Genomic DNA, 16374 nt, shown 5'->3' with positions numbered 1-16374 from the left:
TCTTAAAGTTTAGTTGTAGCTTACATATTCTATGATATCTACTTTCATCATAGACTCGAGAGTAAATGCATTAGATACGGTGTTTGTATTCGAAACGTTTCGTCCAATCGTGAATTGAGAGTTTGAATTGGATGAATTGATTTTCCTACACGCAACTTCTATTTTCTGATTTCCTGCCGGGACATTCTGCTCAGTATAATTCAATGTAAAAATATAATCCTGGATGCCGGATTTTTCGGTATTATTGTTGGAAGATATCTTATCCGGTCGTACAGCTACAAGCTTACTGTTTCTGAAAACCCCGCAAGCAAAGCTTACATTCTGTGAAGTTCCGGATGCAGGAGCCTTCATTTCAACCCCTGATTGGAATTGATAAGTAAGTTTGTTTCTGGCGTCTTTTACAACGAATTCGTTTTTAAGACCATCAATTTTCACCCAAGTTCCTTTGCTGGTATCTGTAATATCGTCTCCGATACTGTTTTTGTAAATACCATCAGCTGTAGCGCTGTTAGAAAGAGTTGAAATTCCAACCTGATCTGTTGATAAATACGAGTTCACCAATCTGTACTGACCTTCATCGATAAAGGTAACATTCAATGATTTCCAGACAGGAGGTAAGTTTTCTCCTTGGGAAACCAACACTTGACCGTTTAAGCCGGGATTACCAGCTGTAGTCGAAGTACCGCCTACTCTAAGTTCTTTTCTTAAGGTGGTTTTCCCGTTTACATCGAGAGTAGAATTGGGGGCAGTCGTGCCAATTCCCACCTGAGCGTAGGTCTGGATTGATATTAACAATCCAGCCACGCAGCAATACACAGTTTTTTTCATAATAAGGGACTGCAAAGTTAAGTAAAAAAAATCTCAAAAAGTAGAGTTACGAAACCTAAACCCATAGAAATTAACCATTTACAACATAGTAAAAATTCTTTAAAAAGTAGAATTATTACTACGAACAGTTGTTAGGTTGTATGGTTTTTTAAACTAAAAATTAATAAATAATTCACATAAAAGTAACTTATCATATCATGTTTAATCATTAAAAAGTGATTTTTATGTTTAAAGAATTCGCGTTTTAAATACAATTTATAATGAGTTTAGATAAAAATAACACTTTATTATTACTCTATATTGTGTGATAAAATATCAGAAAATAAGCATTATAACAATTTTAAAACAACAAATATATGGGTACAATTTTTTCGAGACAAAGTTTTAATTTTCAATGGTTTTTGATATATTTTTTTAATGAAATTTTAATATTTATTTTTCATCAATTGATAAATATCATAGAAAATTTATTAGTGAGATATCGATTTTAGTGAAAATTATCCATTTTTGGGCATAAAGAAGCCTGAATACACCGAATTCTATCTGGAGTATTAAAAATATATCGTATTTATACTATTAGATTGTTCTTTTTAAACGAAATTAATCTTCAGTTTTTAAAATTGCTTTAAGCAGATAGTTCACCTCATCGACATTTATTACCTTGTCTTTTCTCATCATCAGGTGATTTCCGTCTTTACCGATTTTTTCCTTTAGTTGGGCTTCTGCAGGGTTTTTAGTTAAGTAGTTAATGATGTTTCTAAACTTACTTGTCTGATAGAATTTATCTTGAGGGTTACCTGGAAAGTATCCCAAAAACACTCCGTTTTTCATTACAATTTTTTCGAATCCTATATCTGCAGCAAGCCATTTTAAGCTTACACTTTTTAATAAATTGATGGCTTCTTTTGGCAAATTCCCAAAACGGTCTATTAATTCAGATTCAAACTTCAATAAATTCTCTTCATTATCTACCTCAGCTAACTTTTGATAAAGTAATAATCTTTCTTCTGTGTTTGATATATACCAATCCGGCAACATCAATTCCAGGTCTGTATCGATATTGACATCTTTTGTAGATTTAAAAAGTTTATTTCTGTCTTCTTCATTTTCGAATAAGTTTTCGAATTCCTCATCATCTTTCAATTCTTCCAAAGCTTCCTGCATTAGTTTTTGATATGTTTCAAAGCCCATTTCATTAATAAAACCACTCTGTTCAGCACCCAAAAGATCTCCTGCACCACGAATCTCCAAATCTTTCATCGCAATCTGGAAACCGCTTCCCAAATCTGAAAACTGTTCGATTGCTTCCAAACGTTTTCTAGCATCGGCAGTGATCATATCATAAGGTGGCGTGATAAGATAACAAAAGGCTTTTCTATTGCTTCGACCGACACGACCTCTCATCTGGTGAAGATCTGCCATTCCGAAACGCTGTGCATCATTAATGAAAATCGTATTTGCATTCGGAACATCTACTCCACTTTCTACAATGGTTGTAGAAACCAAAACGTCGTATTTCCCTTCCATGAAATCCAGAACGTTCTTTTCCAATTGTTTTCCTTCCATTTGTCCGTGACCGGTAATCACTCTTGCATCGGGAACCAATCTCTGAATTAATCCTGCAATATCTTTCAAATTTTCAACTCTGTTGTTGATAAAATAAACCTGCCCGTCACGCTGAAGTTCATAAGATACCGCATCACGAATGATTTCTTCATTAAAACCAATTAATTGGGTATCGACGGGCTGTCTGTTTGGTGGTGGCGTTTTGATTACCGATAAATCTCGTGCAGCCATTAAAGAAAACTGTAGGGTTCTCGGAATCGGTGTTGCTGTCAGTGTTAAAGTATCAACATCAGCTTTTAACGTTTTTAATTTATCTTTTACAGAAACTCCGAATTTGTGTTCTTCATCAATAATTAATAATCCCAGATCTTTAAATTTAACAGAACTACTCGCTAATTGATGAGTTCCTATGATAATATCAAGTTTTCCGTCTTTTAGTTGTGCCAATGTTTCAGATTTCTGTTTTGCTGTTCTGAAACGATTCACATAACCAACATTTACCGGAAAATCTTTTAGTCTTTCTTTAAAACTTCTGTAATGCTGAAAAGCCAGAATCGTTGTCGGAACCAAAATCGCGACCTGTTTTCCATCTGTCGCCGCTTTGAATGCCGCACGAATCGCAACTTCCGTTTTCCCGAAACCTACATCTCCGCAAACCAAACGATCCATTACAGTATCTGCTTCCATATCTTTTTTCACATCAATGGTTGCTTTTTCCTGATCCGGAGTGTCTTCGTAAAGGAAACTAGCTTCCAGTTCATTTTGTAAATAAGAATCGGGAGTATACGCGAAACCTTTTGCAGATTTTCTCTGCGCGTATAATTTTATTAAGTCGAAAGCCAATTGTTTTACTCTCGCTTTTGTCTTTTGTTTTAAAGATTTCCAGGTTGGTGAACCTAGCTTACTCAACACAATTTCTTTTCCGTCGGGACCGTTGTATTTAGAAATTTTATGAAGAGAATGAATACTTACATATAATAAGTCTCCGTTTTTATAAGTTAATTTAAAACACTCTTGGATCTTTCCATCATTATTAACCTTCACCAATCCCATGAATTTTCCGATTCCATGATCGATGTGAGCAATGTAATCTCCAATTTTTAAAGACATCAAATCTTTCAAAGTCAACTGCTCGGATTTTGCGAAAGTATTTTTTGCTTTATATCTTTGATAACGGTCAAAAATCTGGTGATCGGTATAGACTAAAATCTTATGGTCACTATCTACAAAACCTTCGTGAAGTTCAGATTTAAAACTTTTGAAAGGAAGCTTATGTTCCAGTTCTTCAAAAATGGATTCTAATCTTTCCTTTTGTTTTTCAGATGAAAAAGAGATCCAAGTATCGAAACCTTCGTTTTGTTTTTCTTCTAAATTTTCAATTAATAATTCAAAGTTTTTATGAAAAGTTGGTTGAGGAATCTGATCGATCTTCATTTCTGATAATTCAATCAATCCTTCAATGGGAACACTTCCAAAATCAACAGTTCTGAATTTTTTATAATCAAATAGAAATTCCTGATCAGAAATAAATAATTCCTGCGGAGATCTGTGTGCGATGTCTTTGCTTAATGTCTCAAATTTTTCCAGTGACTTCTCATAGAATGATTTTAGTCTCTGCATTCCGACAATTCCGTTTTTAGAAATAACGAAACTTTCTTTTGGCAGCAATTGAAGCAATGAAACTCTGCTTCCGGTGACCGTAAAATTCATATTGGAAACCAATTGAAAATCCGTCACTTTTTCCACCGAAAGCTGGGTTTCGATATCAAAAGTTTTGATATTTTCCACCTCATTTCCGAAAAACGTGATACGATATGGCTTTTCATTTGAGAAAGAAAAAACATCAACAATTCCTCCTCTCACGGAAAATTCTCCCGGCTCGGAAACGAAATCTGCCTGTTGAAAATTATAATGGTTCAATAATTCATCAACAAAATCAAAATCAAGCTGGTCGCCGACTTTAATATGATGAGAAATGGCTTTGAAATCTTCTTTCTTCAAAACCTTTTCAGACAAAGCTCCCGCGTAAGCAACAATTACTTTCGGAGATTTGCTGGAAGTAATTTTATTGATAACATCTGTTCTTAAAACCAAATTGGCATTCTGCGTTCTTTCCACCTGATAAGGTTCAAGATGTGTCGCCGGAAAATACAAGACTTTTTCTTTTCCCAATAAATCTTCTATTTCCGTATTTGCATACAACGCATCTTCTTTATCATCTACAATATAAAGGATATGTTTTTTCTGTGTAAGGAAAAGCTCAGCCACAAAAATAGAAACCGAAGATCCTGCACTTCCTTTTACAGAAATATGTTGATTGTTTTCCAATTGAATAAAAATCTCTTTTCCAAATTCTTTTTGAAGCAGATCCGGAAGGAATTTTTCGTTGATGGTTTTTAACTGCATATAGTAAAGATATAAACGCCAAAAGCGATTTCGGGAGTTTCCGAAACCGTTTGATTTACACAAAGGTAAGGATTATTTTTTCTTTTAAAAAGATGATTACAGATTATTCAGAATTTAAAATAATCTCTAAAAAACACATAAATCTTAATATTTTACTAAAATTTTTAATTTAAAGTTAAAATAATTCTTTATTTACCTCATGGCATAATGTTTGAAAATTTCTAACTACACCAAACCATTAAAGAAATAATATTATGAAAAAAGCAATGAGACTGTTGGGATTATTCCTGACGATGATTTTTGTTGTCACGACCATTTCATCATGCAGTCGTGATGATGATCCAACGAATAATGATTTTTTTGCGGGAACTTACAAAGGAACAATTTCTTATCACGATAGTGATAACGACATCAACTCCAATGACGGAAGTGTATTTGTAACAAAAATTGCGAGCGGAACAAAATATAATTTCGCTTTCTCAAACGGAATTCCTGATCTGAATGGCGTTGAGTTTAACCAACAAGGAGATCACACTTTAATTATGGTAGGCTCTACAGCCACATCATACATTAGAATTGACAACAATGAGTTGAAAATTCTATACATCAAAGATGGCAAAACGTGGACGGCCAATTGTACGCGTTAACCAACTTTTCATACATATGTTAGGATCTGCCTTCTCTTTTTAGGGGAGGCAGGTTTTTTATTAAGAATCATATATCTTCAATATTTATCTTTATTACAATCTCATTTAATCTTTTTTTAATCTGTAATAAACTTTAGTTAAGTTTCCGAAAGTGAAATTTTCAGTCCGATTTTTGTATAACTTTGAATCAAGAAAACAAGCAAATTAATTCTTATGAAAAAATTATTATCTGCAATGTCTATCATGTTAGGACTTGGACTTGCAACTGCTCAACAGACTGCTCCCGCGACTTCAACAACTACTCATCAAACTGTAAAAACGGTAAAAGCTACAAAACCTGCCACTACTGCTACAACAGCAAAACCGGCAAGCACAGCTGCACCGGCTGTAAAAATGAAGAAAGACGGGACTCCCGACAAAAGATATAAAGAAAACCAAAAACTTAAAAAGGATGGTACACCTGATAAAAGGTACAAAGTGAACAAATAAAAACTCAACATTATAGTTGTTATTTTCATAATCAAATTTCGAAGAACCGATGTACACTCATTCATCGGTTTTTTTGTTGCATATTTTTTAAAAATGATCGCCAATTCTTCAGTTATTTATAAATTTGAACCATGTTAAACTTCCTAAAGAAAAATGCGGCATTGGTTTGGGCGAAAAAACACGTCCAGAAAGCAGAAGAATTCAAGAAAAATTCAGAGAAAGATCAAGAAGAATTGTTATTATCATTAATAGATACGGCAAAGAAAACTCTTTTTGGAAGAGAACATGATTTTGAAAATATCAAGACTATTCAAGATTTTCAGGCACATGTAAAAATTGCCGACTACGAAGACCTGAAACCTTATATTGAAAGAGTAAAAAAAGGACAGGCAAATATTCTCTGGACAGAAACTCCGGAATATTTTGCAAAAACTTCAGGAACTACTTCCGGTTCCAAATATATTCCGATTTCTAGGGAAGGAATGCCTTTTCAAATCAAAGGAGCTCAAAGTGCACTTTTCCATTATATTGCTAAAAAAAATAACGCCGATTTTGTAAAAGGAAAAATGATCTTTTTACAGGGAAGCCCTGAATTGGAAGAAAACTTCGGGATAAAAATCGGTCGCCTGTCAGGAATTGTAGCACATCACATTCCAAACTATTTGCAGAAAAACAGACTTCCGAGCTTGGAAACCAACATGATGGAAGACTGGGAAGCAAAAGTTGATAAAATCGTCGAGGAAACGGAAAAGGAAAATATGACCTTAATTTCAGGAATTCCACCTTGGCTGATCATGTATTTTGAAAAATTAATTGACAAACACGGTAAAAAAATTAAGCAAATCTTCCCAAATCTTCAGTTAATCGTTACAGGAGGGGTAAATTACGAACCTTACCGTGACAAAATGGAAGAACTTTTAGGAGGAAAGGTGGATATTGTTCAGACATTTCCGGCTTCGGAAGGATTTTTTGCATTTCAGGATGATTATACGAAAGAAGGATTATTACTTTTAACCAATCATGGAATTTTCTATGAATTTATTCCATTGGAAGAATATGGAAAACCAGAGGCGAGAAGATTAACTTTAAAAGATGTTGAGCTTAATAAAGATTATGCTTTAATTTTAACGACAAATTCAGGACTTTGGGCATATTCGATTGGCGATGTTGTAAGATTCATTGATAAAAAGCCTCATAGAATTCTGGTGAGTGGAAGAACAAAACATTTCACTTCAGCTTTTGGAGAACATGTGATTGCATTTGAAGTTGAAGAAGCAATCAAAGCAACGGTAGAAAAATATCCTGCCCAAATCACGGAATTTCATCTTGCTCCACAAGTAAATCCGACAGATGGATTGCCTTATCATGAATGGTTTATTGAGTTTGAAAAAGAACCTGAAAATTTAGATTTATTTAAAAATGAGCTAGATGATCAGCTTAGAAAACGTAATACTTATTATGATGATCTGATCTCCGGAAATATTTTGCAGAAACTTCATATTTCAGCTTTAAAGAAAACTGCATTCCATGAATATGCAAAATCTCAGGGGAAACTGGGAGGTCAAAATAAAACTCCAAGACTTGCGAATGACAGAAAGATCGCAGATTTATTGGAAATTTATAAACTTTAATCACATTTTTTCAATTCCGGAAACGTATATTCGAAAAAAATTATAAATTTGGAAAACTAAAAAATAATAATGAAAGCATCTGTACTTTTAAAATCATCTTTATTGACATCGTTATTTGTAATTTCATCTTGTGCAACTACAAAATATACTATGGATACTGCCAAAAATGATTATTCTAATCTTGAAGCAGGAAAAATGTATACTGTAATGATGAGAGATGGTTCGAAAAATCAAAAAATGTTATTCCGTAATGTGGAAGGAGATAATCTTATCGGAACTGCAGGCAAAAAAGACAGTACAGTTGTTACCATTCCTAAAGCTAACGTTGCGGCTGTAAGAGACAGCAGAAAAGCAAGAATTGCAACAGGAGCTACGATAATAGGAGCGGCAGGTGTTGCAGCTTTGGTTTTCAGTGCATCAAGAGCAGACTAAAATAGATTTTATCTTTTAAGTCTCATTTAATTTTTCATTTAAAAAATTATCATATTAATAGCCTCAAGTCATTATTTGAGGCTATTTTTGTCGGATGATTTCTTTTACCCCGTTAAAGACATTACAAAATGTCGAATTCAGAAACCTTCTTACGGGAAGATTTTTTATTGTCTTAGCTTTCAGAATGCTCGCTACTTTACTCGGATGGTGGGTGTATCAATTAACAAAAGATCCTTTTTCAATCGGGTTGATCGGGCTTTCGGAAGTAATTCCGGCAGTAAGTTGTGCTTTATATGCAGGTCACGTAATCGACATGAACGAAAAGAAAAAATTATTATTAATTTGTAATTTCGTTTATATCTTCTTAATCGGATTATTGTTGATTCCGGCTTTTCTTAATGTTGAAATGCATTTTACGGGACATCAGATCACTTATTTTATCTACGGAGTAATTTTCTTTACAGGAATTGCAAGAGCTTTTATCGGACCTATTATTCCTGTGATGATCCCCAAAATTGTACAAAAAGAGAATCTTCCGAATGCAGTTACTTTAAATCAGGCAACTTTTCTTATCTCTTCTGTTTGCGGACATGCAATCGGCGGATTTTTAATCGGCTATTTTGGAGTTAAATGGACATTAGTTGTTATTATTTCATTAATATTTTTAGCTTCATTATTCTTTTTTCAATTAAAAAAACAATATTCCGAATACAAAAAAGAGAATATTAACGTTATAGACAGTATGCGTGAAGGAATTTCTTATATTTTCAGAACAAAAGAAATTTTGGGAGCGTTGTGTTTGGATATGTTTGCTGTCCTTTTCGGCGGTGCTGTTGCAATGATCCCGGTGTATGCAACAGACATTTTGAAGGTAGGTGCAGAAGGTTTTGGTTTATTGAATGCGGCTTCAGATATTGGCTCAATGTGTATCATCACAATTTTATCAATAATTCCATTAAGAAAAAACCAAGGCAAGATTTTACTTGGTGTGGTTACAGGATTTGGACTTTGTATTATCGGATTCGGATTGTCGAATTGGTACTGGCTTTCATTCATGTTCTTAGTTTTAAGCGGAATGCTGGATGGAATTTCGGTAGTGATCAGAGGAACGATTGTTCAGTTGAAGACTCCGGATAATATCAGAGGCAGAGTTTTGAGTGTGAATTCAATCTTTATTATGTCAAGTAATGAAATGGGACAATTTGAAAGTGGGTTGTCTGCAAAATTACTCGGCGTAGTGCGCTCTGTGGTATTTGGCGGAACGATGACAGTACTTATTGCACTGGTTGTAGGAAGTACAAATCCGAAATTAAGAAAAATGCAATATTAAGACAATATAGACATTTTTATTAAATTAATCTTAAAAACTTTAAATTAAGATTAATAATTTTTTATCTTTGTTTATAAAATATTTTCTATTATGTTAAAAAAACTATTTATTTCCTTTACATTAGTGGTGGGGGCATATAGCTTTGCCCAATCATCTTATGAGAAAAGTTTACCGACTCAAATTGCTAAATTAGAGTCTGCAAAAAAATCTGAGGACTTTCAGATGTCCAAGGATTATTTTACTACATATGTTAATAGTCTCTCCAGAGGTACTGAAACTAAAAAAGAAGATTGGAGAGCTTATTATTACTCAGCTTTATCAATAATCAGAGGTGAGATGAGCTCTCAGCAAAATGGCAACGCGCAGAACATTGATGAAACTTCAGCTTTAGCAGAAAAATATATTGCTGGAATCTTTGTGAAAAACCCTAATAATGCAGAAGCTAATATTCTTTTATCACAAATTTATTTATTAAAATCAGATTTAGCTAAAGCAAACGAATATTTGGCTAAAGCAGCATTACAAGACAAAAACAACCCAAGAATTGATGTTATTAAAGGTGAAATTGCATTAAATTCTCCAGTAAAAAACGGAGGAGATAAAGAATTGGCAAAAACATATTTCAATTCAGCTTTAGCTAAATTTAAAACGTATAGTAAAAAATCCAATCTTGATCCAAGCTGGGGGAAAGAGGATGCAAACTATTATCTTTCAATTCTTAAATAATGTATCATAATCAAGATAAACTCTAATATTATGAAAAAAATCTACCTTATATTACTACTCATCCTTTCACAAATATTTTTTGCACAGTCTGATTGCGCTACTGCAATACGTGTATGCGGAAACTCAGATGTTTCTTATTTCCCTACAGGTCCGGGAGTCATAGACGATCAAGTAAATGCAAATGGAAGCTGTTTAAGTGCAAACGAACATTATTCAGTATGGTATGAGTTCACAATTGCAACATCAGGAACTTTAACTTTTGTAATTTCTCCTCAAGCTCCTTTTACAGCTGATTATGATTTTGCTGTATATGGGCCTAACAAAACTTGTGGTACCAAAGGTGCACCAATACGATGCAATTATGCAGGCGCACAAGCTGCTCCCAATCAAACAGGATTACAAATTGGTTTAACGGCTAATTCTGGTGCTTGGAGTCCCGCAATGAATGTTGTAGCAGGAGAAAGTTATTATCTTATTGTAGATAACTGGTCTGGTGCAAATGCTGCAATGGCTTTTTCAATGACTTGGGGAGGTACTGCTACATTAACTTCACCATTTAATGATCCTGGAATTCAGCCTAATCCGTTTAATCCTATTGGAGTTCCCGGAGCTACAGCATCAGATCCTAGAATCATAGAGCTATGTAACTTTGCAGCTCCGTACAATTTCCAGATCAATAGCACCAATATTATTAATGGTAATCCGAATTTCTATGTAAAGTACTATCCATCATCCAACGATGCTTTAGCTGATACAAACGCAATCACATCGCCAATTGTTGTAAATACTACAAATACATATTACTATACAATTCGTTATTTAGATCCTACTAATCCTAATAACCCGACTAATAAATGCTTCAACGTCAATGCATTTAAGTTTAAAGACGTCACCTTTAAAGCAACAAATGCCAGTTTAACGGCGTGTAATAACAATAATAACGGGGTTGCGGTATATAATCTTACTACGACAACATTATACACACCAAACCCGGCATACACCTATGTTACGAAGTATTATCCAACTGTTGCGGATGCCAATAATGGAACTAATGAAATTTTAAATCCGTATAGTTATACTTCTGCTACCGGAGAGGTATATGCAAAAATAACAACCAATTTAGGATGTTCTGATATTGCAAAAATTACATTAAACTTCTTCCCTGTTGTTGTAGTAACAGATGCCACATTAAGATCTTGTTTCCTTGAAACAAACCCTTCAACGGCTGTATTTAATCTTACAACAGCTCCTGTAACAACGCAGACAGGAACCAAGAGTTATTATCCTTCATTGGCCGATGCTATTGCTGATACAAATGCAATCGCTGATCCTATTAACTATATTTCTCCAAACGGAGTGATATTTGTTAAAGTAAAAGATGGAAATGGATGTTATGCAGTTGCAAAAGTGACATTAATCGTTCTTCCTCCTGTATATTCAAGTGTACTGGAAGATAAGATTATCTGTATGGAAGACACTACAACATTGAATGCAGGACCTGGATTTACAGCTTACAAATGGAGCACAGGAGCAACTACGCAAACGATCACTAATGTAACAGTTGGAGATTATTGGGTAGATCTTAAAACAGGAAATTGTGTTACCAGACAAAAAGTAAAAGTTTATCCATCAGAGCAACCGGTAATTTCAAATATTGATATTACTAACAATACGGTTACAGTAAATGTGATTGGTGGAACTGCACCATATAAATATTCAATCGACGGAATTAACTGGCAAGATTCTAACGTTTTCAATAACGTCGCTAGGGGAGACAATACGATTTATGTAAAAGATGGTTACGATTGTGATCCACTTACAGTAACTGTAGTTGTTCCAAATTTAGTGAATGTAATCACTCCAAACGGAGACGGAGTAAATGATGTTATAGATTATTCTGCATTGGCAGGCAAACAAGGCTTAATATTAAATATCTACGACAGATATGGAGTAAAAGTTGCGCAAGCTGATAAATCTAACGGATACAAATGGGATGGAACTATAGGTGGCAAAAAAGTACCGACAGGAACATACTGGTATTCTGTAGAATGGAAAGAAAACGATAAAAAGAGTACACCATTCAAATTCTCAGGGTGGGTAATGGTAAAAAATAGAGAATAAAAAAACAAAGAAAACCGCTTTTTTCAAGCGGTTTTTTTCACATAATATAATAATAAAGTCTAATATTAAAAATCAGTTCTAATGAAGAAATTATTACTACTGACTGTTTTATTTCTGTCACAAATGTTCTTTTCACAATCGGATTGTGCTTCTGCAATTCCGATATGTGGAAATTCAGATATCTCTTATTTCCCTACAGGTTCAGGACTCGTGGATGATCAAGTGAATGCTAATGGAAGCTGTTTAAGTGCGAACGAACATTATTCAGTATGGTATCAGTTCACAGTTGCAACATCCGGAACTTTAACTTTTGTAATTTCTCCTCAAGCTCCTTTTACAGCTGACTATGATTTTGCTGTATATGGACCTAATGTAACTTGTGGTACCAAAGGCGCCCCAATACGATGCAATTATGCAGGTGCACAACCCGCTCCAAATCAAACAGGATTACAGACTGGTCTTACAGGGAATTCTGGTGCATGGAGTCCTGCATTGGACGTTGTAGCCGGAGAAACTTATTATCTTATTGTAGATAACTGGTCTGGTGCAAATGCATCAATGCCTTTTTCATTAACTTGGGGAGGAACAGCTAGTTTAACTTCTGCATTTACAGATCCTGCATTAACACCCAATCCATTTATTGCTCCCGGAACACCTGCGGCAAACCCAGCTGATCCAAATGAAATTTTAAAATGTGCTTTACCAACTATGTTTGATTTCAGTACTTTATCAACTGGAATTATTAACGGTAATTCAAACTTTACAGTATCTTACCACTTAAATAGTAATGATGCTATTACAGGAAATGCTCCTATTACGACACCAATAATGGTTGACGCAACAACGATCTATTATTATCGATTGAAATACACAGATCCTACAAACCCGACTAACCCAATTAACGGGTGTTTTCAGGTTGGGAAGTTCAAATTTAAATCGGGAAATATTGTCGTGCAGAGTGCAACAGTTTTAGCTTGTAACAACAACAATACAGGTATCGGTAATTTTGATTTAACATCTGCAAATGTTTATCCTACATCACCAAGCATTACTAAAAAGTATTATCCTACTTTAGCAGATCTGAATGCAGGAACAAACGAAATAACAAGCCCTGCAAGTTATTCTTCTACTGCGCCTAAAACAGTATTTGTAAAAGTAACGACAAGTGAAGGATGTATGGGTAACGCACAAATAACGTTAAATTTCCTACCTCCATTGCCTGTAAATGCGGTTAATTTATTAGCTTGTAACAACAACAATGCAGGAACTGGTCTATTTGATCTTACATCTGCCAATGTTTATCCGACATCTACAAATGTTGTTAAGAAATATTATCTTACGTCTGCAGATATGAACGCAGGAGTAAATGAAATTACAAATCCTGCAGCTTACACATCGGCTCCGAAAGTAATTTATATAAAAGTAATTACACCGGAAGGATGTACAGGTTCTAATATAATTACACTACAATTCAATCCATCAGTTATAGTAAATGATGCTTCTATTGAAGAATGCTACATTGAGTCGAATATTATTACAGGTTCATTTAATTTAACATTAGCAAACGTAACATCTCAAACCGGAGTTACTAAAAAGTATTACAAAACTCAAACTGATGCTGTAGCCGGAACAAATGAAATATTGAATCCTGCAACTTATATTACTGCAACAACTATTGTTTATGTGAAAGTAATTAATGAGTACAATTGTTATGCAATAGCTAAAATTAATTTGAAAGTTTTGCCTCCGGTAAAATCGAATGTACTTAAAGATAAAATCATCTGTATTGAAGATACTACAACTTTAGATGCAGGACCTGGATTTGGCGGTTATGAATGGAGCACTGGAGCAACGACTCAATCCATTTCAAATGTATCAGCTGGAAACTACTGGGTAAAATTAAAAACTGGAAAATGTTGGACTTTACAGGAAGTACATGTTAATGCTTCTGTACAACCGGTAATTACAAACATGGAGATCACCAATGATTCATTCACAGTAATTGTTAACGGAGGAAAAGCGCCTTATCAATATTCATTGGACGGAATTACTTGGCAAGATTCAAATGTCTTCACAGGTCTTCCAAGAGGTGAAAACAAAGTATATGTAAAAGACTCTTACGACTGTAACCCTATTAGTGTTCAGGTAACAGTACCGAATCTTCTTAATGCGATCACTCCAAACGGGGACAACAAAAATGATTTCATTGATTATTCAGCTTTAGCATATAAGAAAGATCTGGTTTTCACTGTTTATGACAGATATGGAAATATGCTTTATCAGGCAGACAAGATGAGAAATTATACTTGGGACGGAACTTCTGGCGGTAAAAAAATCGTTACAGGGACATACTGGTATACAATTTCCTGGACAGAAAGCGATAAAAATCATACTCAGACAAAATACAACGGCTGGGTATTGGTAAAAAATATAGAATAATTAAATCTTTTAATTTTCAGACACTTAAATCACCTCATTTTGGGGTGATTTTTTTATGCACCAAAGCAAAGCCTTTTAATATTAATGTTTAAAACTTATCCACAGTAAATTGTTAGCTACTCCATTTCATTTACTTTTCAAAAAAACTATCTTTGCAGAATTATGGCGCAGAAAGAAACACTATCTTCATTGACGAACGGAAACTTTGCAAAAGAACTCTCCATTGCTGACGGAAAATTGCCTCCAAATGCACTGGAGTTCGAGAGATTGGTTATTGGTACATTTTTAATTGATAAAAAAGGACTAGACCATTCTATCGATTTGCTTACTCCGGAAGTTTTCTATGATCCCAGACACAATGTGATTTTTTCTGCCATTTTAAAATTATACGAAGGCAACCAGCCTGTCGATTTAATGACTATTATTCAGTCTCTGAAAAAGGAAGAAAAACTGAATCAGGCAGGTGGAGATCATTATATCATTGATTTAACGATGGGGGTAAGTTCATCCGCTCACATCGAATATCACGTTCGTGTCATTCTTGAAAAATATATTTTAAGAAGTTTAATTAATGTTTCTGCAAACGTAATTGATGCTTCATATAAAGAATCTACAGACGTTTTTGAATTATTGGATAAAGCCGAACAGTCATTTTTCGAAATCACCAACGGAACAATTAAAAAAGGATTCGACACTGCGAATTCATTAGTAAAACAAGCCATCGAAACCATTAAATCTTTAAAAGATAAAGAAGGACTTTCGGGAGTTCCTTCAGGATTTCGAGATGTGGATAAAGAAACCGGAGGTTGGCAAAATTCTGACCTTATCATTATTGCAGCTCGTCCCGCGATGGGAAAAACGGCATTTCTACTTTCTATGGCAAGAAATATTGCAGTTGGTCACAAAATTCCGATGGCTTTATTCTCGCTCGAGATGGCTTCGGTACAGTTGATCACCAGAATGATTGCTTCCGAAACAAGAATTTCATCAGAAAAATTAAGAAAAGGAACTTTGGATGATGAAGAATGGCAAAGACTATTTTCCAATGTATCAGAATTAGAAAATGCTCCTTTATATATTGACGAAACTCCTTCCCTTTCGATTTTCGATTTTCGTGCAAAATGCCGAAGATTGGTTATGCAACACGGGGTAAGAATAATCATGGTCGATTACCTTCAGCTAATGACAGCTGGTGGAGGAAGCGGAAAAGGAGTTGGAAACCGTGAACAGGAGATTTCCATGATTTCGCGTTCATTAAAGGCGATTGCAAAAGAATTGAACGTTCCGGTAATTGCACTTTCACAGCTTTCACGTAGTGTGGAAACGCGTCCAGGAAAAAGACCTCAACTTTCAGATTTGAGGGAATCCGGAGCGATCGAGCAGGATGCGGATATCGTGTCTTTCATTTTCCGTCCTGAGTATTATAAAATTACTGTTTGGGATAATGATGAAGAAGGACAGGAAACCTCAACAGAAAACCAGGCAGAATTAATTATTGCTAAACACAGAAACGGTGCAACCGCAGATGTGCGTTTATCTTTCTTGAAACACTTTGCAAAATTCGGAGATGTTGAAGCGGCTTTAAATGGAGGAATGGATAGTGGTTATCCGTCAAACTTCGGATCCAAAGAGCAGAGTGGTTTTGACAAAATTAAAACAACAATTCAGCCGGGAGCTGCATTCGATCTTCCGGATAGCTCTAAACTTTCCGGATCTTCAATGAATGATTTTGATGATGAAGATGATTTTCCTTTTTAAA

11 protein-coding genes are annotated in these 16374 nt (G+C 34.7%); 9 read left to right on the top strand and 2 right to left on the bottom strand.

The window, feature by feature from the left end; all coding sequences use genetic code 11:
• Positions 1-9 precede the first annotated feature (9 nt).
• Together ABD940_RS11615 and mfd are read right to left on the bottom strand one after the other, a co-directional pair.
• Positions 10-828, bottom strand: a complete 819-nt coding sequence (locus ABD940_RS11615) for a hypothetical protein (protein WP_345203879.1) — start codon at positions 826-828, stop codon at positions 10-12.
• Positions 829-1428: 600 nt separating this feature from the next.
• Positions 1429-4800 carry a transcription-repair coupling factor gene (gene mfd / locus ABD940_RS11610; protein ID WP_345203877.1) on the bottom strand — a complete coding sequence of 1124 codons (3372 nt, stop codon included), beginning with the start codon at positions 4798-4800 and terminating at the stop codon, positions 1429-1431.
• Positions 4801-5054: 254 nt separating this feature from the next.
• On the opposite strand from mfd, the gene ABD940_RS11605 reads away from it, so the two are divergent.
• The 9 genes from ABD940_RS11605 to dnaB all read left to right on the top strand — a co-directional run bounded on the left by ABD940_RS11605 (position 5055) and on the right by dnaB (position 16373).
• Entirely contained in the window at positions 5055-5447 is a 393-nt protein-coding gene (locus ABD940_RS11605; protein ID WP_345203874.1) for a hypothetical protein, read from the top strand.
• A gap of 213 nt (positions 5448-5660) precedes the next feature.
• Positions 5661-5936 (top strand): hypothetical protein, encoded by a 276-nt coding sequence (locus tag ABD940_RS11600; protein WP_345203872.1) that lies wholly within the window; start codon positions 5661-5663, stop codon positions 5934-5936.
• 131 nt (positions 5937-6067) lie between these two features.
• A complete protein-coding gene (locus tag ABD940_RS11595; RefSeq protein ID WP_345203870.1) occupies positions 6068-7567 on the top strand; it encodes a GH3 auxin-responsive promoter family protein in 1500 nt (499 codons plus the stop codon).
• A gap of 69 nt (positions 7568-7636) precedes the next feature.
• Positions 7637-7999, top strand: a complete 363-nt coding sequence (locus ABD940_RS11590) for a hypothetical protein (RefSeq protein WP_345203868.1) — start codon at positions 7637-7639, stop codon at positions 7997-7999.
• A gap of 94 nt (positions 8000-8093) precedes the next feature.
• The gene (locus tag ABD940_RS11585) at positions 8094-9329 is read left to right on the top strand and encodes an MFS transporter (RefSeq protein WP_345203866.1); all 1236 of its coding nucleotides are present in this window, start codon (positions 8094-8096) and stop codon (positions 9327-9329) included.
• Between the two features lie 90 nt (positions 9330-9419).
• Positions 9420-10055, top strand: a complete 636-nt coding sequence (locus tag ABD940_RS11580; RefSeq protein WP_345203864.1) for a tetratricopeptide repeat protein — start codon at positions 9420-9422, stop codon at positions 10053-10055.
• Between the two features lie 30 nt (positions 10056-10085).
• Positions 10086-12176: a T9SS type B sorting domain-containing protein gene (locus ABD940_RS11575; protein WP_345203862.1), complete on the top strand. Its 2091-nt coding sequence runs from the start codon at positions 10086-10088 to the stop codon at positions 12174-12176.
• 81 nt (positions 12177-12257) lie between these two features.
• Positions 12258-14615, top strand: a complete 2358-nt coding sequence (locus ABD940_RS11570) for a T9SS type B sorting domain-containing protein (RefSeq protein WP_345203859.1) — start codon at positions 12258-12260, stop codon at positions 14613-14615.
• A 162-nt stretch (positions 14616-14777) separates the two neighbouring features.
• Positions 14778-16373 (top strand): replicative DNA helicase, encoded by a 1596-nt coding sequence (gene dnaB / locus ABD940_RS11565; protein ID WP_345203856.1) that lies wholly within the window; start codon positions 14778-14780, stop codon positions 16371-16373.
• Position 16374 lies beyond the last annotated feature (1 nt).

It is taken from the genome of Chryseobacterium ginsengisoli, assembly GCF_039542325.1.
Taxonomy (GTDB): Bacteria; Bacteroidota; Bacteroidia; order Flavobacteriales; family Weeksellaceae; genus Chryseobacterium; species Chryseobacterium ginsengisoli.
Note: the sequence above shows the minus strand (reverse complement) of the source record. Positions and strands in the feature narration are given on the sequence as shown.

What these genes read in the sequence shown, in the direction of transcription:
- ABD940_RS11615 (WP_345203879.1), bottom strand. Translation starts at nt 828, where the DNA reads ATGAAAAAAACTGTGTATTGCTGCGTGGCTGGATTGTTAATATCAATC.
- mfd (WP_345203877.1), bottom strand. Translation starts at nt 4,800, where the DNA reads ATGCAGTTAAAAACCATCAACGAAAAATTCCTTCCGGATCTGCTTCAA.
- ABD940_RS11605 (WP_345203874.1), top strand. Translation starts at nt 5,055, where the DNA reads ATGAAAAAAGCAATGAGACTGTTGGGATTATTCCTGACGATGATTTTT.
- ABD940_RS11600 (WP_345203872.1), top strand. Translation starts at nt 5,661, where the DNA reads ATGAAAAAATTATTATCTGCAATGTCTATCATGTTAGGACTTGGACTT.
- ABD940_RS11595 (WP_345203870.1), top strand. Translation starts at nt 6,068, where the DNA reads ATGTTAAACTTCCTAAAGAAAAATGCGGCATTGGTTTGGGCGAAAAAA.
- ABD940_RS11590 (WP_345203868.1), top strand. Translation starts at nt 7,637, where the DNA reads ATGAAAGCATCTGTACTTTTAAAATCATCTTTATTGACATCGTTATTT.
- ABD940_RS11585 (WP_345203866.1), top strand. Translation starts at nt 8,094, where the DNA reads ATGATTTCTTTTACCCCGTTAAAGACATTACAAAATGTCGAATTCAGA.
- ABD940_RS11580 (WP_345203864.1), top strand. Translation starts at nt 9,420, where the DNA reads ATGTTAAAAAAACTATTTATTTCCTTTACATTAGTGGTGGGGGCATAT.
- ABD940_RS11575 (WP_345203862.1), top strand. Translation starts at nt 10,086, where the DNA reads ATGAAAAAAATCTACCTTATATTACTACTCATCCTTTCACAAATATTT.
- ABD940_RS11570 (WP_345203859.1), top strand. Translation starts at nt 12,258, where the DNA reads ATGAAGAAATTATTACTACTGACTGTTTTATTTCTGTCACAAATGTTC.
- dnaB (WP_345203856.1), top strand. Translation starts at nt 14,778, where the DNA reads ATGGCGCAGAAAGAAACACTATCTTCATTGACGAACGGAAACTTTGCA.